At 61.4% G+C, this 21,154-nt stretch carries 17 protein-coding genes; 11 read left to right on the forward strand and 6 right to left on the reverse strand.

The features are described 5' to 3' along the window. The first annotated feature begins 424 nt into the window (after window positions 1-424). Complete coding sequence (locus ACFMO7_RS14090) at window positions 425-1,003, forward strand: nitroreductase (RefSeq protein ID WP_376796125.1); 579 nt, start codon at window positions 425-427, stop codon at window positions 1,001-1,003. Window positions 1,004-1,185: 182 nt separating this feature from the next. Here the strand turns inward: ACFMO7_RS14090 and ACFMO7_RS14095 are convergent, their stop codons facing one another. Together ACFMO7_RS14095 and ACFMO7_RS14100 are read right to left on the reverse strand one after the other, a co-directional pair. Then, a complete protein-coding gene (locus ACFMO7_RS14095) occupies window positions 1,186-2,019 on the reverse strand; it encodes a hypothetical protein (protein WP_376796126.1) in 834 nt (277 codons plus the stop codon). A 209-nt stretch (window positions 2,020-2,228) separates the two neighbouring features. After that, window positions 2,229-2,933, reverse strand: a complete 705-nt coding sequence (locus ACFMO7_RS14100; RefSeq protein WP_376796127.1) for a hypothetical protein — start codon at window positions 2,931-2,933, stop codon at window positions 2,229-2,231. A gap of 1,108 nt (window positions 2,934-4,041) precedes the next feature. Here ACFMO7_RS14100 and ACFMO7_RS14105 point away from each other — a divergent pair. After that, window positions 4,042-4,761, forward strand: coding sequence for a universal stress protein (locus tag ACFMO7_RS14105; protein WP_376796128.1), 720 nt, complete (start codon window positions 4,042-4,044; stop codon window positions 4,759-4,761). Between the two features lie 253 nt (window positions 4,762-5,014). On the opposite strand, the gene ACFMO7_RS14110 is transcribed toward ACFMO7_RS14105, so the two are convergent. Next, window positions 5,015-7,174 carry a thioredoxin domain-containing protein gene (locus ACFMO7_RS14110; protein WP_376796129.1) on the reverse strand — a complete coding sequence of 720 codons (2,160 nt, stop codon included), beginning with the start codon at window positions 7,172-7,174 and terminating at the stop codon, window positions 5,015-5,017. Window positions 7,175-7,830: 656 nt separating this feature from the next. On the opposite strand from ACFMO7_RS14110, the gene ACFMO7_RS14115 reads away from it, so the two are divergent. From ACFMO7_RS14115 to ACFMO7_RS14155, 9 genes are all read left to right on the forward strand, one after another. Then, complete coding sequence (locus tag ACFMO7_RS14115; RefSeq protein WP_376796130.1) at window positions 7,831-8,682, forward strand: TetR/AcrR family transcriptional regulator; 852 nt, start codon at window positions 7,831-7,833, stop codon at window positions 8,680-8,682. Beyond that, entirely contained in the window at window positions 8,606-9,520 is a 915-nt protein-coding gene (locus tag ACFMO7_RS14120) for an ATP-binding cassette domain-containing protein (protein WP_376796131.1), read from the forward strand. The genes ACFMO7_RS14115 and ACFMO7_RS14120 overlap by 77 nt, the downstream gene beginning before the upstream one ends. Before the next feature lie 54 nt (window positions 9,521-9,574). Further along, the gene (locus ACFMO7_RS14125; protein ID WP_376796132.1) at window positions 9,575-11,221 is read left to right on the forward strand and encodes an ABC transporter permease subunit; all 1,647 of its coding nucleotides are present in this window, start codon (window positions 9,575-9,577) and stop codon (window positions 11,219-11,221) included. Window positions 11,222-11,502: 281 nt separating this feature from the next. Then, entirely contained in the window at window positions 11,503-12,177 is a 675-nt protein-coding gene (locus tag ACFMO7_RS14130) for a DNA-3-methyladenine glycosylase family protein (RefSeq protein WP_376796133.1), read from the forward strand. 38 nt (window positions 12,178-12,215) lie between these two features. Continuing rightward, window positions 12,216-13,649, forward strand: a complete 1,434-nt coding sequence (locus ACFMO7_RS14135; protein WP_376796134.1) for a DnaJ domain-containing protein — start codon at window positions 12,216-12,218, stop codon at window positions 13,647-13,649. Between the two features lie 151 nt (window positions 13,650-13,800). Further along, on the forward strand, window positions 13,801-14,565 hold the full coding sequence (locus tag ACFMO7_RS14140; protein ID WP_376796135.1) for a glycosyltransferase family 2 protein: 765 nt from the start codon (window positions 13,801-13,803) through the stop codon (window positions 14,563-14,565). Between the two features lie 164 nt (window positions 14,566-14,729). Beyond that, window positions 14,730-15,725, forward strand: coding sequence for a 2-hydroxyacid dehydrogenase (locus tag ACFMO7_RS14145; protein WP_376796136.1), 996 nt, complete (start codon window positions 14,730-14,732; stop codon window positions 15,723-15,725). A 227-nt stretch (window positions 15,726-15,952) separates the two neighbouring features. Continuing rightward, entirely contained in the window at window positions 15,953-16,201 is a 249-nt protein-coding gene (locus ACFMO7_RS14150; protein WP_376796137.1) for a hypothetical protein, read from the forward strand. Between the two features lie 352 nt (window positions 16,202-16,553). Beyond that, window positions 16,554-17,489 (forward strand): hypothetical protein, encoded by a 936-nt coding sequence (locus ACFMO7_RS14155; RefSeq protein WP_376796138.1) that lies wholly within the window; start codon window positions 16,554-16,556, stop codon window positions 17,487-17,489. A 173-nt stretch (window positions 17,490-17,662) separates the two neighbouring features. On the opposite strand, the gene groL is transcribed toward ACFMO7_RS14155, so the two are convergent. From groL to ACFMO7_RS14170, 3 genes are all read right to left on the reverse strand, one after another. Continuing rightward, window positions 17,663-19,288: a chaperonin GroEL gene (groL, locus tag ACFMO7_RS14160; protein WP_376796139.1), complete on the reverse strand. Its 1,626-nt coding sequence runs from the start codon at window positions 19,286-19,288 to the stop codon at window positions 17,663-17,665. 114 nt (window positions 19,289-19,402) lie between these two features. Next, window positions 19,403-19,693 (reverse strand): co-chaperone GroES, encoded by a 291-nt coding sequence (gene groES, locus ACFMO7_RS14165; RefSeq protein ID WP_376796140.1) that lies wholly within the window; start codon window positions 19,691-19,693, stop codon window positions 19,403-19,405. A 350-nt stretch (window positions 19,694-20,043) separates the two neighbouring features. Continuing rightward, window positions 20,044-20,325, reverse strand: a complete 282-nt coding sequence (locus tag ACFMO7_RS14170; RefSeq protein WP_376796141.1) for a hypothetical protein — start codon at window positions 20,323-20,325, stop codon at window positions 20,044-20,046. Between the last annotated feature and the right edge of the window lie 829 nt (window positions 20,326-21,154).

Consider the following 21,154-nt stretch of genomic DNA (forward strand, 5'->3'; position numbering starts at 1 on the left):
CAGGCCAACCGCCCGTCCTGGCAGTGGCCCTTTGCAAGCTCCAGGCCGCCTCAGGGCAGGGACCAGGTGGCGCTGGCGGGGTCGCTGGCCATCGAGGTGGCTCCCAATGCTCCTGCGAAGCGGTGCCCCTGCGCGGCTCCCTGGCGGATGCCAGCCGCTCACGCAGGGGGTGGCTCTTGGCCTGCCAGCACCCGAGCTGTGGACACCTGCTGTCTGCGGAGCGACCTGGCGCCAGAAAGCGTCCCCAGGAGCACGCTCCTGCTGCGAAGGGATGGGAGCACGACGGCGTCCCTGTCATCTGTCTCTGATGCAGCCGACAGCGCCGCCCAGGCGGCAGGTCTGCAGTGGTGTGCCGAGGTGCGGTGGAGTCCAGCGCAAGCCCCCGGTCGGAGACCGGAACTCATTGACAAGGGTGAAGATCGACATGCAGGTGTTTGAAACTATCCGCCGACGGCGCAGCATCAGCAAGATGAGCGAGCGCCGTCCGACGCGCGCCCAGATTGAGCGTCTTCTGGAAGCGGCCACCCACGCCCCCAATCACCATAGAGTGGAGCCTTGGAAATTCATCGTCTTTAGCGGAGCTGCGCGCCAGGAGCTGGGAGAAGTCATGGCTCAGGCCCTGGCTCTCCGCCTGGACCAGGAGCGAGATGAGAAGACGCGAACCCTGATCGAGAAAGAGCGCCAGAAGCCCTTACGCGCCCCCGTGGTCATCGTAGTGGCCGCCGAGGCTCCCCAGCGCCCCGAGGTGCGCGCCATAGAAAACGTCGAAGCAGTGGCCGCCGCCGTCCAAAATATGCTGCTGACCGCCCAGGAGCAGGGCCTGGCTACCATGTGGCGCACTGGGGAAGCAGCGTATGACCCGCAGATCAAAGCCTGGCTGGGCCTGGCCCCCGAGGATGAGATTGTGGCCTTTCTCTACGTCGGCTACCCAGCGCTCTCGCCACCGGAGCGTATTCCAACTGACTACCGGAACAAGACACGTTGGCTGGGCGATCTGGAGTAGGATCAGGAACATGCACGACACCAGCCGCCCAGCATCGATAAGGCAGAGGCCAGACAGGATAAGGCCAGGCAAGCTGGCACAGCCTCCCTTCGCTCTTGCGTGAGAAGGGACAGCACGGGCACGAAGGCGCCACTCTGGACATGGCGACAAGAGCGAGACCGCCCACAGCCAGCGATCTCCGGCTAGTCCGGGTCCGGCGCCTTTGTCTCTGGTCCCCTTCTGTCAACCTCTCCTTCCTCTACCTTCTCAGGCCACCGGGCAGATCCCATGTCGATCTGCAGCTCCTCAACGACCAGATCGCGCCCGGGCAAATGAACGAGCAAGGTATAGCGTCCAGAAGCCACCGCGGGGAAGGTCAGCTTCCCCTGCCTGTCAACTTCAGAGGTCAGCCGCAGGAGAGCCACCCCGGCAGCGGCACATCCCCCCGTCGACCTTCCCAAGGGCAGCAGCTCGGCCTGTACACCGCCCAGGATCAGGGCCTCCCTGGCGGAATGGCCACCGCTAAGCAGGCCATCCAGCATGTAGTATCCAGGCTCGGAGCGCGAGAGGTGCAGCGCAAGCTCAAACTCTTCATGCTGGTACTGGCGAGGCCAGGTCGCTGGCATGTGCCCATTATGCAGCGCGAGCCGCACCTTGCGCCTGGCCTGAGCCGCTGCCAGGTGGAGGGGGGGGGCTGAGTTGGTGGGCAGCAAAGGATCAGCCATGAAGCGCTTGGTGAGAGCCACTTCTTCGGCACAGAGGGGACACTCTCGCACGTGGGCGGCGATTCGCCGTTGCTCCTCTCGTTCAAGCAGACCAGCGCAGTAGAAGCTAAGGCATAGACCGTCAGGGCACTGACTCCGGTAAAGCCGCGCCAGTAAGTGGCGATAGAGCTTCTGAAACTGCCTCAGGCGCCGTTGACAAATCATGCATGCGCGTAAGTGCTGCACCACCTCGGGCGCCAGGCCCTCTTCGCCGAAGGCCAGCATGGCCAGCTCCTCAGTTCCAGGGGCAAATTGGTTTTGGCAATCCATCATCTGTTTCCTTCACCTGGCAGCATGGCATGCAACGATGCCTAAAACGCAGGCAGGTTCTTCCTCCTTTGAGGATACTCCTTTCGCTAAAGAAACGTTTCAGGCGCGGCTTTTTATACACAGCGTTCTTGTACCTTGTTTCGGCTCTTCCCCGTTACCCAGCCCCCGGAGCTGCGAGTCATGCCCAGTCGGGCGCTCTCAGAGAAAAAGACCTAATATACTCTCAGTCTCCAACGAAGCTGATCAGCATTACGCGCCAGGCGTTCAACGATATTGCGTCTTAAGCGATAGACTTCCTGGACATTGCGAAATTCCTGCGAGCAATAGCGGACGACCTCGCGTGGCTTGAGGCCGCAATGGAAGAGCAGGTAGGCCAGATACTGCTCTCGCCGCTGAGGCAGCAGGCTCTTGAGAATCTCCCAAAGCTCGCCCCCGTCGTCCCTGTCCTCGCTGACTGGCGCGCCTTCGTAGCCCGGCGTCGAGAGGTAAGCCTCGCGCGGACGGGCGTACATACGCAAGGTGTCCATGATGGCCCCGTTGAGGCTCGCCCGCAGGTAGCTCAAGGCCGCCGCCAGCGAGGTAAACTGCAGGTCCGACTTGAAGGCCGTCGCCTGCCAAAACCGCTCAAAAGCCTGAGCGATGTAGTTCTCCTCGCTGTCAAGGCGCAGAGCAATCTCACGCTTCGGGTGGCGGCGCATCCAGGCACGCACAAGATCGGAGAACTGGTTTTGCAGCAACGCCCAGGCCTGTTGGTCCCCCTCCAGTGTCGCGCGTCGAAAGATTTCCAGACCATAGCACTCTTCCTCACTCCTCTGCCCGGTTTCTCCCTCGTTCTTCGCTTCGGCTCCCCTGGCGTCAACCTCACTCGGCAGGGCCAGCTCCAGGACATTCGAGAGTTGTTCTGTCTGCATGCCCATCGCTCTCAACCTGCTTTCTTCCTTCAATGCCTTCGCTTATACAGAGATGGTCTTGGCCTTCCGCTTACTCGCAGGACCGTAACACATCCATATTCAGATAGACGCTGCTTGCTAATCGATCTCCAATTTTTTATTCGTATGAGACAGGATTATATGTTTATAACGACAGATCTCCCCCACCCACCTGGCTCGGTGGGTGCAGGGGACAGAGAACAGTGGAATTGGATCCTGGCCGACCAGGCTTCCCCCTTGCCCAGTCTCTTGCTCTTGCTCATGGCAGAGATCGCTCCCCGACGGGACTCAGGTGCCGGAAGGACCTGAACTCTGCTGTAGAAGCGGCTTGAAGCTCTTGTGACTCCTTTAAAAAACAGCTATACTATCGTATAGAGAGTGTACGGCCCTTTCTCGGGACAGGCTATGTCATAGCTAACCAGCTCGATGTGAACTACTCCACACTTTCAATGGCGGGGTGAGAGCAGAGGCAAACGGATAGGGCCGAGGCGGAAGGAACCGCAGGTGCGCTGTTCGCTTGTCTGGCCGTGCGCCCATTCTCCCTATTATCTGTTCATCCATCCGGGACAGGCGTGGCGCCCTGAGCGTCCAGGCGCCACTGTGCGCGGTTAGACAGGCAGGTAAGGTTGGCGCAATGGCCGCTGAGCCTCTCCTGCTTCGGTCGCCCGTTATCCATAGGAACCTGTATAGGGAAGGGAGCAAGGTAAGAAAGGACTGCCATTCGAACCCAGCCAGGGAGCTGGTCGTTAGAAGGAGCCAGGGACGGAAAGTCAGCCCCAGCGTGAGGAAGAGGTCTGAGGCAGACGCCAGGCCAGCCAGGGCGCAGCCGAAAGCAGGCAGGCAGGCAGACAGGCAGGCAGACAGACAGACAGAAAGGCAATGGACAGAGCGGCCGGGCCTCATCGCTGGTGAGCAGCGAGCACGGGAGAAGAAGCTCTCCACCCCATGTCCCCGGCTACCGAATTTCTCTGGTCGGACTGGCAAGACCAGCCCTGCCCGGCACTGGGCGTCTGGGTCTTTGATCCCCGCTGAGTGAGAAACCGAACCCAGAAGATGGGGTGGTCATCTTCGGGTGAGCTTCGGGAGTACGGTAGCCATGAACAGGCACATCTTGCTTGGTATCGATCCCGCGATCTCTCCGGCCACCAGGTATGCGATCACGAAGGTCAGCGAGCTGGTTGAGCAGGCCCCCGCTTTCCACGTGATTCTCCTGACGGTCATTCCTATCCCCTATACCGCTTCACCCTCCCTCGGCATGTACGTCGGCCAAATCCAGCCCCTCCCTATCACCTCGGAACAGCGCAGCGAAGCCGAGGAGGTCCTCAAACGCGCCCGCCTTGAATTGCAAAAATACGCCATCTCCTCGGAGCGCATCGAGATGATGATCCGTGTCGGCGAACCGGCTGGGGAGATCGTCAGGGCGGCGCGCGAACTGGGGGTCGACCTGATCGTTGTCGGCAGCCGTGGGGAGAGCCTGCGCCACAAGCTGCGCCGCTTGCTGGTTGGCAGCATCTCCCGTCGCGTGTTGGCGCTCGCTCCCTGTCCGGTGATGATCGTGATGGCTCCGCCGATCGCCCATCCCAGCGACCTGGTCGCCTGGTATCGCAAGGCCCTGACCGCTTATCTGGAGGAACATACCGGGGCCTTGGCGGTCTTCACCCCCCAGGAGGTGGCTACGATGTTCTTGCCGGCCAGCAAAAAGAAGGCTGGCAGAAAGGAGATCGCCGCCGCTACCCTCGCCCTTGAACATCTCGTCAATAGCGGTAGGCTCTGCCGCCATGAGGTACAGGGTCAACTACGCTATGTCAACGATTAACCCCGGCGGCCCGCGCTCCCCTCTCACCTCGCCGTTGCTCCCCTCACCTCGTAGCGGGAGCGGAGAGTCCCTTCCTCTCGTATGGTCGGGCGCGTAGGATCGGGCGAACAGGCGCTCCAGCGGCCCAAAGAGGGGCGCCGCGGATAAGCAAAAGGGGGTGGAGCTGATCCGCGGCGCCGCAGCAGCCAGGCCCTGCCAGTCCTGCCCACGCCAGTCTTCCGCAGTCCGGACGGTGGCAGGCTAAGCGGGCCGACTAGCGCTCCAGATCGCCAAGCTGCTCCTGGAGAGCCTCGGGGGTAGTCACAGGTGCCTGGCAGGAGAAATGCTGACAGACGTAGGCGGTAGCCCGTCCTCCCTGCTGAGGCCGATCTGCCAGCAGCGGGATGAGGGCCGCTGCTCTCTCTTGCTCGGCTCCCGGGGCGACACAGGCCAGAACGCTGTTCGGTCGATAGCGACGATTGACGACCGCCAAGAGCGCCGCTGTCTCCTGCTCTTGTGGATCGCCGATAATGGCGATCTCACGCCCTGGCGAGAGGGCAAAGTCAAGGGCCCCCAGAACATGCCCAAAGGCATGTGGGTGCTGCGTGATGATATCGGCCAGGGCCTGCAGATAGCTCTCGGCCACCTGGCGATAGCGCTCCTCGCCCGTGAAGGCCGCCAGGCGCAGGAGAACCTCGGCAGCAACGCTGTTGCCCGCCGGCGTGGCATTGTCCATGATCTCTTTAGGCCGGCTGACCAGGGCCTCCTGATCGCTTCCGGTATCGAAGAAGCCACCATTGTCGTGGTCGATGAAGAGACGCAGAGTCTCCTCGATCAGATCACGCGCCTCGCTGAACCAGCGCAGATGAAAACTGGCCTCGTAGAGGGCCAGCAGGCCATCGGCCAGAAAGACGTAGTCCTCCAGGTAGCCGGCCAGATGGGCTCGCCCGTCTTTCCAGGTGCGCTGCAGACGCCCGTCTTTGCGCAGCGCGGTCAGCAGGAAAGCGGCGCTGCGCTCGGCGACGCGCAGGTAGTCGTCCCGCCCAAGATAGCGGGCGGCTTCGGCAAAGCTGCGCAGCATCAGCCCGTTCCAGGCCGTCAGGATCTTCTCGTCGCGTCCGGGCTTCACGCGCTGTTCGCGCGCCGCCAGGAGGAGAGCGCGCCCCTTCTGTAGAGCCTGCTCCAGGCGTTCGCGACTGACTCCCAACTGCTCAGCCACTTTCTGGGTATCAGGCTCAGGGACATGGAGAATATTCTTACCTTCAAAGTTGCCGCGCGGGGTCACACCATACCAGGCCATCAAGAGATTTCCATCTTCGCCAGGTAGCAGACGGGCGATCTCATCGGCCTGCCAGAGATAGAACTTGCCTTCCTCGCCCTCGCTATCGGCGTCCTGGGTTGAATAGAAGCCGCCTTCTGGAGAGGTCATCTCGCGCACGACATAGTCGAGAGTTTCCTCGGCGATGCGCCGGTAGAAGGAGTTGCCGGTGACCAGATAGGCATGCAAGTAGAGCCGGCTGAGCAGGGCGTTGTCGTAGAGCATCTTTTCGAAGTGTGGCACCAACCAGCGAGCGTCGACCGAGTAGCGATGGAAGCCGCCACCCAGCTGATCATAGATGCCGCCGCAGGCCATACGTTGGAGCGTCTGCTCAATGATCTCCAACTCCGAGCGCTCCCCCCTCTCGCTCGACGGCAGCTCGCCAGCAAGACGGTGCAGATGGACACGCAGCAGGAACTCCAGCGCCATGCTGTTGGGAAACTTGGGAGCGCCTCCAAAACCGCCGTTGACGGGATCAAATTCTGCGGCTAGTTCGCGAGCGGCGCTGGCCAGTAGCTCAAGTTGGGGCAGGGACTGCCCTTGAGCGCGGCGCAAGAGCGGCGCACTGCTACGCTCGCGTAAGTATTCAGCCAGACGCTCGGCCTGTTCCTCAACTTCCTGGCGCCGATTCTGATAGGCGTCAGCCAGCGTCAAGAGGACCCGAGGAAAGCCCGCCATGACCTGTCCGCCGTAGCGGCGGTCCTCCGGCGGAAAGTAGGTACCGCCAAAGAAGGGCCTGCCGTCGGGTGTCAGAAAGACATTCAGGGGCCAGCCGCCCTGACCGGTCAGGGCCTGGACAGCCTGCATGTAGATGGCGTCCAGATCAGGCCGTTCCTCACGGTCAACTTTGATGGGTACAAAGTGACGGTTGATCAGGGCGGCAATCTCTTCGTTTTCGAAGGACTCGCGCTCCATGACATGACACCAGTGACAGGCGGAGTAGCCGATGCTGAGAAAAATGGGTTTGTCCTCTTGCCGGGCTTTGTTGAGGGCCTCTTCTCCCCAGGGATACCAGTCCACCGGGTTGTGAGCATGCTGGAGCAGGTACGGACTGGTTTCGTGAATGAGCCGATTGGTATGCTGAGCGCCCTGTGGCGCACCACTTGCTTCTGTCATGCTGCCTCCCGAGCCTATGCTCGCTTTTCTTTCTAAGGACAGTCTCTTTTCTCCTTTAGATGTTCATTGTACGACATCAGGGAGATGACCAGAAGTCCACCCGGCTTCCTTGCTTCTCGGCTAGCCTACCTACTCGCTAGACCCTTTCCCCTTTCCCTTCCGGCTATGGATGGCAGCGTTCGCCGGCAAGGAAGCCTCAAGACCCAACCCACTGCCCAGACAGCTAGGAAGACGGTTACGATGGTCTCACAAGAGTATGAATGACACGGAGAAAAACATGCTCGTTTGCTCTCTACCAGTTATTGCGCTATCGTCGTCTGGCTGCAGCCGCGCAGCTCTCTCGCGGCCGCCCAGGGACTGGTGCGCCTCTCAACCTGCCTCTGAGCATCGATCGTCATGAGCTTACTTCGCTAGCAAGCTCGTGCCCTGGTCGGCTAGACCAGCACGCTGCACAGCCTGAGTGAACTAGGGAGGAAGCTTCTGACAGACCTCGCTCCCCGTCTGGCCGGAGGGAGGCTATGGCTCTCTGCGTCTTTCCTCTCTCCCTGCTTCCCCCTTGACTTTCTTGCGTCGGCGGACTATACTCTCATCAGAATTTTTTGACCATTTCTATTTATTCAGTCATTAAGTCAAGAAAAGAAAGGAGATCCGAAGCAGTGGCGAGCCGGACAGAGCAGCCACAGAGGCGGCGCGGCAGGGCACCGCTCTCGTCACAGAAGCGACAGGCACGCGCCGAGCGCATTCTCGACGCTGCTGTCAGGCTGATCGAGCGCTGGGGCTACGACAAGACCACCATCGACGATATTGCGCGTGAAGCCGGCGTGGCTAAGGGGACCATCTATCAGCACTGGAGGACGCGCGAGGATCTCTTCATGAGTGTGATTATGCGCGAGGCCCTGACCGTCATCGAGGCCCTGCAGCAGCACCTCATCAGTACCGCCGATAGTTTCAGTTTTCACACGCTCTTTCCCTACGCCTTTGTCCTCTATCAGCAGCGTCCTCTGGTACGCGCCTTGCTCATGCACGATACCAGCCTGCTCGGGGCAATGGCGCAACACGACTATTTGCAGAGCAATTCGATCTCGCGCCGCAAGGTCCTCTTCTCACACGCCATTCTGGAGCACATGCAGGCGGAGGGCATGCTGCGCGCGGATCTGAGCATTGTCCGGCTGGAATACATGCTTGCTGCCCTCTTCATGGGTTATATGACGCTTGATCCGCTCTTTCCGGAGGACGAGCGCCTCCCCATCGAGCAGCAGGCCCAGGACCTGGGCGAGGCCATCCGCCTGGCGCTGGAAAGCCCCCAGCCGCTGCCCGCGGAGAGGCGACGACGGCTCGCTTACGCCTTAAACGAGCATATTGCCAGCTTTGTGACAGCCATTCGGGCCTATCTGGAACAATACATTCCAGGCATTTCAGGAGGAAATAATCATGACAAGCCTGATTCAAGCCAGCGGCCTGACGAAGTATTACGGTCGCAGCCGCGGCATCCTCGATCTGACCTTTGAGATCGAGGAGGGCGAGATCTTTGGCTTTCTCGGCCCCAACGGGGCCGGTAAAACCACGACCATCCGTACGCTGATGGGTTTTTTGCGCCCCTCGGCAGGTCGCGCCACCATCGCCGGCCTGGACTGCTGGTCCCAAGCTCCTGCAGTCAAGCGCCTGGTTGGCTACCTCCCCTCGGAGTTCGCCTTTGATCCTTCGCTGACGGGTGCCCAGATTCTTACCTACCTCGGCCACCTGCGCGGCGGCGTCGACCGTTCCTATGTGCAGCAGCTCTGCGAGCGGCTGGATTTCGATCCCGGCAGACGCTTCCGCGAGTATTCTCGCGGCAATCGCCAGAAGCTGGGCCTGATCCAGGCTTTCATGCATCGTCCCCGGCTGCTTATTCTGGATGAGCCTAGCAGCGGCCTCGATCCGCTGAATCAGCAGGAGTTTTATCGCATGCTCCGGGAAGTGCAGGCCGAAGGGCGAACGGTCTTCCTCTCCTCCCATATCCTGCCGGAGGTCGAGCAAACCTGCAGCCGCGTCGGCATCATCCGCGAGGGGCGCCTGGTCGAGGTGAATGAAGTGAGCCGTTTGAAGCACATGCGCCAGCAGACGGTGGTGATTAGCTTCGCGGGACCAGCCTCGCCGGAGTGGTTCCAGGGTCTGCCGGGTGTGGCTTCTGTCCAGCTTAATCGCGATGGCCGCGAGCTTCATCTCGATGTCCAGGGCGACCTTCAGGCGGTCATCAAGGCCGCCGCCGCCCACGATGCGGTCAGTCTGACAACCCAGGAGCCAAGCCTGGAGGAAATCTTCCTGCGTTTCTACCAGCTCGACCAGCCGGTCGCTGCCGGTCGCTAGGTATCCTCGGCAGCCGCCCGGCTCCCGGCTGTCAGTTACGGGGAGGAAACTGCTATGTTACGTACAATCTGGCTCAAGGGTCTGCGCGATTATCGCCTCGCCATTCTCTGCTGGGGCTTCGGCCTGGGCCTGCTGATCTACGCTATGTATGCGACGGCGCAGGACGCCCTCAGCGCTGGCGTCACTCAGATCTACCAGTCGTTCAGCTTCTACGGCGATCAAGTGGCCCTCGATACTATTCCCGGCTACGTCACTTTTCGCGTCTTCGGCACGACTCTGCCTGCTTTCCTGGCCATCTGGGCCATGCTGGCCGGCACCCGCCTGGTGCGCGGTGAGGAGGAACGCGGGACGCTCGATGTCTTGCTCTCGCAGCCCCTCGCACGCACGCGGCTCTTGCTGGAAAAACTGCTTGCTCTGGCGCTGGCCATCCTGGTGATGATGCTCATCATCAGCCTCTTCATTGTCCTTGGTCAGCTCAGCGCCCACGAGACAGCCGATTATCCTCGGGCCTTGCTGACAGCACTCAATGTCGGCCTCTTCGAGCTGATCTTCGCCTCTATCGCCCTGCTGATCTCGCAGTTCGTACGCTGGCGCGGGGCCGCCGCCGGCTGGGCAGGCGCCATTCTGGTGCTGATGTTTCTCTTCGATAGCATCGGACGTGTCCAGCACAATTTCGACTGGCTGCGCCATCTCTCGGTCTTTTACTACTACAATGCCAATAAGCCTCTCATTCCTTCGGTTGCCCCCGACTGGGGAGCGCTGACGCTGCTCCTGGCCCTCGCCATAGTTTTGATCGCTCTCAGCACCTTGATCTTTGCCCACCGCGATCTGGGGGATGTGGCCCTCCAGTTGGCCCTCAATGGACGGAGGCCGCCGGCCACCATCGAGCGCGCCCGCGCTCTGGCGCGCGCCGCCGGCGATCCGTTCTTGCGTTCCCTGGGCCTGCGTACCCTGCGCTCGCAATTCACAAGCCTCTTCTGGTGGACCGCGATCTCGCTCTTCTTCGTTGTTTTTATAACCGCCCTTATTCCCAGCCTCCTGGATGTCTTCAGGAAGACGGTCCAGGGCAACGCTGTGATGAGTCAGCTCTTCAGCGGCTACAATGTCGCCACGAACCAGGGTTTCCTGGGGGCCACCGTTTTCGCCTTTGTCCCTGTGGCTCTGACCATCTTTGCCTTGACGCTGGCCCAGACCTGGAGCCGCGATCTCGACAACAAGCGCCTGGAGATCGTCCTGAGCACTCCTCATTCCCGCCTGCGCCTGCTGGGAGAGCATGCCTCGGCTGTAGTGCTGGCCTCGCTGGTTCCTCCGCTGGGGATCTGGCTCAGTCTCCTGTTGACCACCAACGCCATCAACCTGCGCATCGACCCCGGCGACACGGCTGCCGCCTGCTTAGGCATGCTGCCGCTGGAGTGGCTGACCGCCGCCCTGGTCTACTTGCTCGCAACCCGCCTCTCCTCCAGCCTGACCACTGGTCTGGTGAGCTTTTTCCTGGCCCTCTCCTTCTTGATGGAGTTTCTCCAGCCCATGCTGAAGCTGCCCGACTGGCTGGTCAATCTCTCGATTTTCCACCTCTACGGCAGTCCGATTACCGATGGCTTGCGCTGGGGGCCGACGCTAACGCTTCTCGGCCTGGTGGTGGCAGCCACGCTGGCGGCCTTCCTCCACTTCAGAGAGAGCAGCCTCGTGGCCCGAGCCTGAGTCGTCCGGCCTGGCTGGCGGAGGTGGAGCAATCGCCTCTTCTGCCTCCGCCAGCCAGGCCACTGTCTGCGCTCACCGGATCAGGCCGGCCAGCGGTGGCAAGGCGGTATGTGCTACAATATCAGCGGAGAGCTGAGCCGGCGTGCCTCGTTGCGCTCCCCGTCCGGCATCAGGTCCGCAGGCGCCTGATTCCTCGCCCTGGCGCTCTGCCGCCCGGGCAGACAGGCAGAGAGCAATTTCGCGCCGGTTTCCGAGCGTTGAGCAAGCAGAAAGACAGCGGAATGACGACCACCCAGCAACAGCAACCCTGGAAGGATGTTATCGCGGCAGCTACCCTGGCGTTAAAAGCATGCGATCCTGTCCTGGCCCACGCTATCGAGCGCGTAGGACCCTGTACGCTGGTACCGGACCCCAACCTTTTCGAGGCCCTGGTGGACGCCATTATTTCACAGCAGATCTCTGTACGGGCCGCCGACGCCATCATGGCTCGTCTGCGCCTGCTCCTTCCTCCTGGCCCCCTCCAGGCTCAGGCCCTGGCAGCCCTTGATGAGCAACAACTGCAGGCGGCAGGTCTCTCGTCGCAGAAGATCCGCTATCTGCGCGATCTCTCTGCGCGCGTCCTGAGCGGCGAGCTTGATCTGCAGCAGCTTCCCGCCCTCGACGATGAGGCGGTGATCCGCACCCTGACAGCTGTCAAGGGCATTGGACGCTGGACCGCAGAGATGATCCTGATCTTTTCGCTGGGCCGCCCCGATGTCTGGCCCGTCGACGATCTGGGATTGGCCGAGGGAATACGCCTGCTCTACGGGTTGGAGCAGCGTCCAGGCCGAAAGGAGCTGCTGGCCCTCGGCGAGCGCTGGCGCCCCTACCGCAGTATCGCGACCTGGTATATTTGGGGCACACGGCGCTTACTGATGCAAGATCACCGCACACGCACACGCATCGTATCACTCTAGCACGACTCGTCTGCTTGCTGCAGGCAACAGAGCTGGCTATGGAGAGGGACGAACAGGAAAACTACTACGCCATCCTCGGTGTACCGGCGGACGCCGATCAGGAGACGATTAAGCGCGCCTATCGCCAGTTGGCGCGGCGCTACCATCCCGATCTGGCCGGTCCCGAGGGCGCAACCCAGATGAAGCGTATCAACCGAGCCTATGCGGTCTTGGGCGATCCCCAGAAGCGGCAGCAGTACGATGTGGCGCTGAGGGGCGTCCTGGATGTGCGCAGCGGTCTGCTGCGACCACGCCGGCGTCCGCAGCGCGTCGACCCCCAGGAAGAGCTAGAGTTTGCCAGCTTGAGCATCTTCAGTACCCGTGGTCCCCTGCGGGCTGGCGCACGCTTCCAGACCGCCCTGGGAGTCATCTCGGCCCTGGGCAGCGTCCTGAGCGCCAACGGCGATCTGTACATTGCGGCCGGCTCCCTCGATGGCCAGGGAGCCATCTGGAGCCTGGCCAGCCAGGCCCAGCTCTCCCAATTCCGCACCGATCCCGCCCTGACCGTCGAGTCGCTGCGCGAACTGCGCTTCTCCCCCCACGGCGAACTGCTGGCCGGCTGGGGACGCCTCGGCCTGCACGTCTGGGAGACGCAGAGCGGCTCGCTGGTCTGGAGCTACCCCCTGCAGCAGCGCACCGTCTTTGACCACTACACGCTCGACCTGGCCTTTGTTGCCGATGGCGGCTCGCCACAGCTAGCGGCGCCAGAGCCGGCGGTAACTTTCCCAGCTCCGCTGGGCCTGCGCCTCGCCCTCCCCTATCAGGCCGAAGATCCGCGTACGCCCCGTAAGGTGGGAGTGCGTGCCACCGACGTCCTGCTCTACCAGCCGAGCCAGAGCACCACTCCCCAGGAGAACCTCGTCTGCATCGAGGAAGAAATTGAGAAGCGCCAGTTTTGGGCTATTCGTCTGCGGGCCCTCTCCCGCGATACGCGCTCCCTGCTGACGCTCTCCTGTGGACATGCTCCAGGCAGCCAGGAAGAGGTGATCGTTGTCCGGCGCTGGGACCTGACCGCCCGCACGCGCTTCGGGAACCGCCCGCGTCCACGTATTGTCTCCTCCGTGCTCGCCGGCGCCTGTCGCGATTGCGCCCCGCCCTACGCCGTTACTCCCGATCTGCAAATGGTGGCCTTTGCAGCCAGGCAGGAACGCAACCGCGTGCGCGTCCAGGATCTGCGCGCGGCTACCTACTACGACCTGGCCGTCGGCCCCCTGGGAGGCACCTCACGCCTGGCGCTTTCCGACGATGCTTCCTGGCTGGCTGTGGCCCGTGAAGAGAGCGAGATCGACGAGGGCGTCGTCGAACTTTGGTCGCTGACCAGCGGCCAGCTCGTGCAGAAGCTCTACCACCCCTGGCAGATCAGCGCCCTCCATTTTGCCGATCGCCGCCTGCTCGTTGCTCTGACCGATGGCACAGTTCAGTTGTGGGAATGAATAAGCCCCGAGGCGGGCCACCTCCGGCAGCGACTGCCAGCGCTCTTGAGGGCCGAGAGGGTCATGAGTGTTGAGAAGCGTCGTGGGCCAGGCACGATCCGCCTCCCATGCTCCTGGTTCGTCCGCATCGAGAAGTGAGGTTAGTGCAAGCATGCGCGTTTCGGTGGTTGTGCCGGTCTATAACGAGGAAGCCACGGTGGCCCAGCTATTGGAGGCGCTGGCTCGCGTGCCCCTTGATCTGGAGGTAGTTGTCGTCGACGATGCCTCCAGCGACCGCACCTGGGAGATCTTGCAGGCGCTCCGTCAGCGTCCCCCCTTTGATGGCTACTGCTACGTGCGCCATCCTCACAACCAGGGCAAAGGCATGGCCCTGCGCACGGGCTTCAGCTATATCACCGGCGATCTGGTTCTGATTCAGGATGCCGATCTGGAGTACGATCCCCGGGACATCCCGCTGCTCGTCGAGCGCTGGATGACGGCAGGCCAGCCACTGACCGCAGTCTACGGCTGCCGCGATCTTTCCCAACAGCCCCGGCTGACGCGCTGGGGCAATCGCTTGTTGACGCTGATAACCAATCTCCTTTACGGCTGCCACCTTTCCGATATGGAGACCTGCTATAAGCTCATGCCTCGGACGGTGGTGCAGGCCCTGCCTCTCCGGGGACGCCGCTTCGAAATTGAGCCTGAGATCACTATCTACCTGGTCCAGGCCGGCCTTACTATCCTGGAGGTACCCATTCGCTACACCCCCCGGAAGGCGAAAAAGCTCTCGCCGTGGCGTGATGGATGGCCGGCCCTGAGCATGCTCCTGCGCCGCCGCCTGGCTAAACCTTTCTGCCTGCCCGCCACCCTGACCCACCAGCGGAACGGAGAGGAAGACGATCGGGCGCGAGGCTTGCCAGAAGTTATACAATAAAAGGAAAGCTCGCTCTCTCCGGAGAGGCAAGCGGCCTGGCCTCGTCTTAGCAGCAACCAGGGCACCGCTCAGCATAGGTCCCCGCTAAACCCATTCATTGCATTGGACAGGCCGTTACAGTAGTAGCAAGTCGGTAAGGCAAGCAAGATCGGTAGGAGAGTGCTATGGCAGAGCGTCCAAAAATCCTTGTGACCCAGCGCGTACCTGACGTTGCCTATCCGCCTCTGGAGGCCATCGGGGAGGTTGAGGCCAATATGGAGGAAGGCGTGATCTGGCCCTACGAAGAGCTGCTCCGGCGCGGCCCCGGCCACGACTATATTTTTTGTCTGCTTACCGATCAGATCGACGCCCGCTTTTTGGAGGCGTGTGCCTCGGCCACGCCACGCCTGAAGATGGTAGCCAATATGGCCGTGGGCTACAACAATATCGATGTCGAAGCAGCCACACGCCTCGGCATCGCTGTCAGCAACACCCCGGGAGTGCTTTCGGATACAACCGCCGACCTGGCCTTCGGCTTACTGATCGCCGTGGCCCGCCGTATTCCCGAGGCGGAGCGCTTCCTGCGCGCTGGCAAATTCAAAGGCTGGGGCCCCTTGCTCTTCTGCGGTGCTGATGTCCATCACGCTACCCTGGGCCTGATCGGGGCTGGACGCATCGGCAAAATCGTCGCCAGGCGCGCCAGCGGCTTCGAGATGCGCGTCCTCTACTACGACGTCTACCGCCTGCCGCCTGAGGAGGAGGCCACCTATCACTTGACCTACGCGCCACTCGATGAGCTGCTGCGCGAGTCGGACTTCGTCAGCATCCATACGCCGTACCTGCCCTCGACGCACCACCTGATCGGCGAACGGGAGCTGTCACTCATGAAGCCAACCGCCTACCTGATTAACACTTCTCGCGGCCCCGTCGTCGACGAGAAGGCCCTGGTACGCGCCCTGCAGGCGAAGCAGATTGCCGGCGCTGGCCTGGACGTCTATGAGCATGAACCGGCCATCGAGCCAGAGCTGTTGACCATGGAAAACGTAGTCTTGCTGCCACACATCGCCAGCGCCTCCTACGCGACGCGCAATCAGATGGCCCTGATGGCCAGCAACAATATCGTGGCCTATCACGAGGGACGCCGGCCACCTAACCTGGTCAATCCCGAGGTACTCGGTTAAGCTGGGGAGCCGCAGCCTCTGGGTCCGCTTGCCTCGGAGAGTCTGCCCCCGCTCAGGTCAGCCCAACCCAATCCAGGACCAGGTGCGGAATGTCATCCCGTTTGTCGCTGAACAGTTGACTTTTGCTGCAGACTCTTCTACTATGTCTTTAGCAGTCAGCTATCCTGTTCCAATCTGATAGGAGGGAAGGCAGTGAGAGGACTCCCGGAGAGGGGGACCAGCGTACAGTGAAGCGCACAGGAACGTTGCTGGCCAAGGAAGCTGGCTTACGTGCCTTTATCGCCGGTGAAGAACGTCCTTATGTGCGTTGCGTCATCGCCGACCCTGCTGATCCAACACGCCACTTTGAGTGCCGTGTCCTTGATGAGAGCGATCTGCCAGTCGCCGTCGGTGAGCCGATTACGCTGGAGATCATCAGGGCTATCACCGATCGCCGCAGCGGGCAGGTTCGTTTTGACTGCCACTGGGTTCGCTAGCGGTCCGGCTATGGACAGTGGGGATCTCTCGTTCCCGCTCGGCTGGCCAGGAGACGGCCCTGCCCTGATCAAGCCGACTGGACTGAAGCGAGTCGCACGGGGAGAGCAAAGACGCGCTCTACCTCGGGAAGAAGCCTGGTCCCAAGCCAGAAAAGCTCTCTCTTAACCAGCCAACCAGCCAATCAGCAGCCGGTCGAGCGTGAGAAAAGGCACCGCAGAACTGAGAGCCGCACCGCCGCACTCTCTCACGCCTCGCCGCGGTCGCTTGCCTTTATCACCCATCTATCCCTGGCGCTATGTTTAAATCCAGCAACAGGAACGTTGCTGGAACGAATATGAGAGAGGTGCAGCCATGACCTGCACGCAATGCAAGACAGAACTACCAGCCTATGCCGTGGTCTGTCCTCAGTGCGGCACGGCGGTCTCATCAGGAACATCAGCCTACTACTCCTATCTCCCCGCCGATGCCCCTGGCTGGCCACATGATCCAGGAGCAGTCGCCAGCCCCTGGCTTTCCACCAGCGGGGTGGCTCTACATAGCTCAGGCACTGCTGCCGCTTTACCTGCTCAGGCCCATCCTGCCAGGCGCTTCAATCGCTGGCTGACCGTAGTCGTCGTCCTGCTGCTGAGCTGCCTGCTGGGCGCCGGTTTTACCGTGGGCTTGCTGTGGACACATGGCTATTTTGCCCCCAAGGCGCCCGCGCGCAGTGTCCAGCTTCCCAGTCAGGGAGCGTCGGCGACCGCCACGCCCGCCGCACAGAATCCGGCCACAAACGTTTTGCCCACGCCATCCTCCTTTAAGCCACTGAGCAACCCCAACAGTAAGTCGCTGGGCCTGACCATGAACCTGCCCCAGGACTGGGTTGAGGGCCAGGTCAATACCTCCAGCAGCGGAGTCAAGACACTCACTCTGGATCCGCCTCAGAACCTCTCGCTTCCCTTGAGCTTGCTGATCGTTCAATTTCCCACTGAGGCCAATCAGGCTTTCTCTAACGCTCAGGACCTGGACCAGTTTCTGATCCAGAACTTCGCCCAGGCCGCCAGCCTGAGCAATCCGCAAATGCTTTCCAATACCCCGCAGATGCGTACCCTCGGAGGACAGTCCTGGAGCGAGGAGGACGTGAGCTTCCCTTTGAACAACAACCAGAGCCTACACCTCGTCACCTTGAGTGTCATGTATAAGCAGCATTATTACAGTATACAGTTTTACGCCAGCAGCGATATCTTTGAGGAAGCGATGCAGAAGTACTACGATCCGATGCTGGACTCGCTGCACTTTCTCTCGTGAGGTGAGGGCGGCTCGTCTCAGTCAGACTGCCTGCTCCACCTGTTGGCCGGCAAAGAGCCAGCGAGGCCCTCTCTTCCCCGCACTCCTCAGGTAGGAAGGGAGAGAAGAGGGCCTCGCTGCAGAACATCCCCGTTCCCGTCCCAGAGAACTGGGGTGAAGCGGTTCGCAGAGTGCTAGTACTCAGGCATAGAAGGAGCAGCAGCTTTTTCTTTCTCGGGCACGTCGGTAACGAGGGCCTCGGTCGTCAGGATCATGGCGGCGATGCTGGCTGCATTCTGCAGGGCCGAGCGGGTCACCTTGGCCGGATCCGTGATGCCGGCGGCAATCATATCCTCGTAGCGATCGAGCAAGACATTGTAGCCGTAGTTACGGTTGTTATGCTCGCGCTGGGCGCGCAGAATACCCTCGACCACCACTGAGCCATCCTTGCCGCCGTTGATAGCAAGCTGACGTACTGGCTCCTCCAGGGCGCGGCGCAGGATCTTCACCCCGGTGGCCGCATCACCGGTCAGCTCCAGCTTGTCCAGGGCCTCGATGGCGTTGAGCAGGGCCACGCCGCCGCCGGGAACGATCCCTTCCTCGACCGCCGCTCGGGCCGCCGACAGGGCATCCTCGACGCGCGTCTGGCGATACTTCTGTTCGACCTCGGAGCCGGCCCCTACCTTGATCAGGGCCACGCCGCCGGCCAGCTTGGCCAGGCGCTCCTGCAGCTTCTCGCGGTCGTAGTCGCTGGTGGTCTCCTCGATCTGGGCCTTGATCTGGCGGATGCGGGCCTGGATATCGGCGGGATTGCCGCGGCCCTCAACGATGGTTGTGGTATCGCGCGTAGCCACCACACGGCGAGCCTGGCCCAGGTCTGCCAGGGTCACCGAATCGAGGCGGCGGCCCATCTCCTCGCTGATCACCTGGCCACCGGTCAGTACGGCGATATCGCGCAGCATCTCCTTGCGGCGATCGCCGAAGCCGGGGGCCTTGACGGCCAGGACGTTCAGAACGCCTCGCACCTTATTGACCACCAGGGTGGCCAGCGCATCGCCATCGACATCCTCGGCGATGATCACTAGCTCGCGGCGGCCCTGCTGCGTGATCTTCTCCAGCACCGGCAGAATGTCGGCCACAGCGCTGATCTTGCGATCGGTGATCAGGAGATAGGGATTCTCGACCGCCGCTTCCTGCTTCTCGTTGTTGGTCACAAAGTAAGCCGAGACGAAGCCCTTATCGAGCTGCATGCCCTCGACAAACTCCGTCTCAAAGCTGGTGCCGCGCGAAGCTTCAACGGTGATCACGCCATCCTTACCGACCTTGTCCATGACATCGGCGATCAGCCTGCCAATGGTCTCATCGGCGGCCGAGTTGGTGGCAATGTGAGCGATGTCTTCGCGCGTCTGCACCGGCACCGCTACAGAGCGGATGTAGTCGACTACAGCCTCGGTCGCGCGATCGATGCCATACTTGAGCTGCATCGGATTGGCGCCGGCAGCCAGGTTCTTCAAGCCTTCGGTCACGATGGCCTGAGCCAGGACGGTAGCCGTCGTCGTACCATCGCCGGCCACATCGTTGGTCTTGGTGGCCGCTTCCTTCAGGAGCTGGGCCCCCATGTTCTCAAAGGGGTCTTCCAGCTCGATCTCTTTAGCGACCGTTACGCCGTCGTGCGTAATGGAGGGGGCACCGAACTTCTTATCAAGGGCGACGTTCCTGCCTTTGGGACCGAGGGTCACTTTGACCGCCGCGGCGAGAATGTCAATCCCGCGCTTTAGAGAACGACGCGCCTCACTGTCAAATACTAGCTGTTTCGCCATCTATTGATTGTTCCTTCCTCTCTATCTTGGCTAATCGCTTGGCCGATAGCAGATCTCCCGCTCGCAACGAGCTGGGAGCGACCAACGGCTGGGAGGACACCACAGCGGATGGGATCAGCTCAGGACGGCGAGAATATCGCTCTCTTTCAGCACCAGGTATTCTTCACCATCGAGCTTGAACTCAGTGCCACTGTATTTGGCAAAGAGCACACGGTCGCCCTCATGCACCTCCAGCGCCGCCCGCTCACCATTGTCAAGCAGGCGCCCGCTCCCTACGGCGATCACGGTTCCTTCCTGGGGCTTCTCCTTGGCTGTGTCCGGAATGACGATACCACTCTTGGTGACCTCTTCTTTGGCCGCGGGCTTCACCACCACGCGGTCGCCAACAGGACGGATCTTCGCCACGAACGTCTTCTCCCTTTCTTCCGCTAGTTTTGGCCGTTTCGCTCTCTATGCAGGACCCATGATGGACAGCATCTACATACACAAGCGAACAAGAGGGGCTAGCAGGTAGACAGTCAGCAAGAAGTGCCGCCGCGCTCTTGCTTACCTGTCACCTTGTCTCAGACCAGGCCGCTTGTCTGGCTGGTATGGGCACGACGTCAGCTCGGGTCGGGCGGGCTACGGCCAACGCCCAATCAGTCCCAGTAGTTGCCCGTTCGATCGGCCAGCCAGGTATAGACAGGGCGGGGAGACAGCAGAACCGGGGGGACCACAGGAGCCAACGAGCTTCTCACGAGCACCCTTCCGGCAGCTCAGGATGGACTCGCCTCCATCCCATGAGGCTGAGCGGAATCCTGCTCCTCCTGCTCAGGCATGTAGTGAATCACACCAGAGATATTAACTGAGCGATACTGTGAGTAGTCACAGCTGCAGGGACCCCCAGCGGCGCAGCCGCTACAGCAATAGGCTTTGCCCTGCACGACCGTTGGAGACCAGCGAATCTCAATGTCGCAGTTCGCACAGCGCAACGGTTGCGGCCCCCGCTGAGCGCTCTGACCAGCGTTCCCTTGTGACCGATTGCTCGCTGCGTACATGGGTCCTCGCCTCTCCTTGCTGTCCAAAGCAACACCTGAGCCTGTTTTGAGTATGCCACAGCCCCCATTAGAGCTGCGTAGGAAAAGCATTAGAGAAGCATAGGAAGAGTGTTAGAGAAGCGTTAGAATCTCTCCGCCTGCTCGCTCGCTGCCGCCACCCCACCGTTCAGCCAGATGCAGAATCGCCCTTGTGCTCTGCCCTCGCCTCCCGCTGCCATGGGAGAGGTGTCAGGGATGTGGTTGATCCCCGGTCTGGATCGTTCTATATAGAGTACCTGACTGAGACAACTGGAGTTGGCGGCTTTGGGTTCGTCGAAGACAGGGAGCGAGTTGATAGCAGCTTGCCTGCCCCTGGCCGAGATCTTCTATTCCATAGTGCGTGCGATGAGCGAGACGCTCTCCAGGGGCCAATGCCATTCCCGTCGACGACAGCGAGAGGGTGGGTCGTGCCCGCCGGATGCTAAACTACTTAGTGATGATGGGCCAGCGGCAGATCAGCCCTCTATCAGGGGTGAGGTCATACCCCGATGGCCTGAGATGCTGTCTCGCCGTCAATCTTGCCGGAGGCCCCAGGCCCGAGCAGGCCGGCAGCATCGGATGCTCTCGCCCTTTGTTTGCCCTGACGCCTTCGTGCCAGGCCGGCCTGACTGGACTGAGCGGTCCGTCATCGTGCCTGTGTTCCGCTGGTTCTTGGCTGGCTCTCCGTACGCCAGCTCTGTGCTCGCCTCCGATAGCAGGCTGGGCCAGGCTACCAAGGCAAGGCAGGCACCTTTCCTTATTATCAATCAATCTGCTGTCAATCTGTAGTAGCGTTATGTATGAGAGTGAC

Source organism: Thermogemmatispora sp., assembly GCF_042408735.1.
GTDB lineage: Bacteria > Chloroflexota > Ktedonobacteria > Ktedonobacterales > Ktedonobacteraceae > Thermogemmatispora.

Bases quoted from the DNA above. Each gene is read 5' to 3' on its own strand.
- ACFMO7_RS14090 (WP_376796125.1), top strand. From the start codon at position 425: ATGCAGGTGTTTGAAACTATCCGCCGACGGCGCAGCATCAGCAAGATG.
- ACFMO7_RS14095 (WP_376796126.1), bottom strand. From the start codon at position 2,019: ATGATGGATTGCCAAAACCAATTTGCCCCTGGAACTGAGGAGCTGGCC.
- ACFMO7_RS14100 (WP_376796127.1), bottom strand. From the start codon at position 2,933: ATGGGCATGCAGACAGAACAACTCTCGAATGTCCTGGAGCTGGCCCTG.
- ACFMO7_RS14105 (WP_376796128.1), top strand. From the start codon at position 4,042: ATGAACAGGCACATCTTGCTTGGTATCGATCCCGCGATCTCTCCGGCC.
- ACFMO7_RS14110 (WP_376796129.1), bottom strand. From the start codon at position 7,174: ATGACAGAAGCAAGTGGTGCGCCACAGGGCGCTCAGCATACCAATCGG.
- ACFMO7_RS14120 (WP_376796131.1), top strand. From the start codon at position 8,606: ATGACAAGCCTGATTCAAGCCAGCGGCCTGACGAAGTATTACGGTCGC.
- ACFMO7_RS14125 (WP_376796132.1), top strand. From the start codon at position 9,575: ATGTTACGTACAATCTGGCTCAAGGGTCTGCGCGATTATCGCCTCGCC.
- ACFMO7_RS14130 (WP_376796133.1), top strand. From the start codon at position 11,503: ATGACGACCACCCAGCAACAGCAACCCTGGAAGGATGTTATCGCGGCA.
- ACFMO7_RS14135 (WP_376796134.1), top strand. From the start codon at position 12,216: ATGGAGAGGGACGAACAGGAAAACTACTACGCCATCCTCGGTGTACCG.
- ACFMO7_RS14140 (WP_376796135.1), top strand. From the start codon at position 13,801: ATGCGCGTTTCGGTGGTTGTGCCGGTCTATAACGAGGAAGCCACGGTG.
- ACFMO7_RS14145 (WP_376796136.1), top strand. From the start codon at position 14,730: ATGGCAGAGCGTCCAAAAATCCTTGTGACCCAGCGCGTACCTGACGTT.
- ACFMO7_RS14155 (WP_376796138.1), top strand. From the start codon at position 16,554: ATGACCTGCACGCAATGCAAGACAGAACTACCAGCCTATGCCGTGGTC.
- groL (WP_376796139.1), bottom strand. From the start codon at position 19,288: ATGGCGAAACAGCTAGTATTTGACAGTGAGGCGCGTCGTTCTCTAAAG.
- ACFMO7_RS14170 (WP_376796141.1), bottom strand. From the start codon at position 20,325: ATGTACGCAGCGAGCAATCGGTCACAAGGGAACGCTGGTCAGAGCGCT.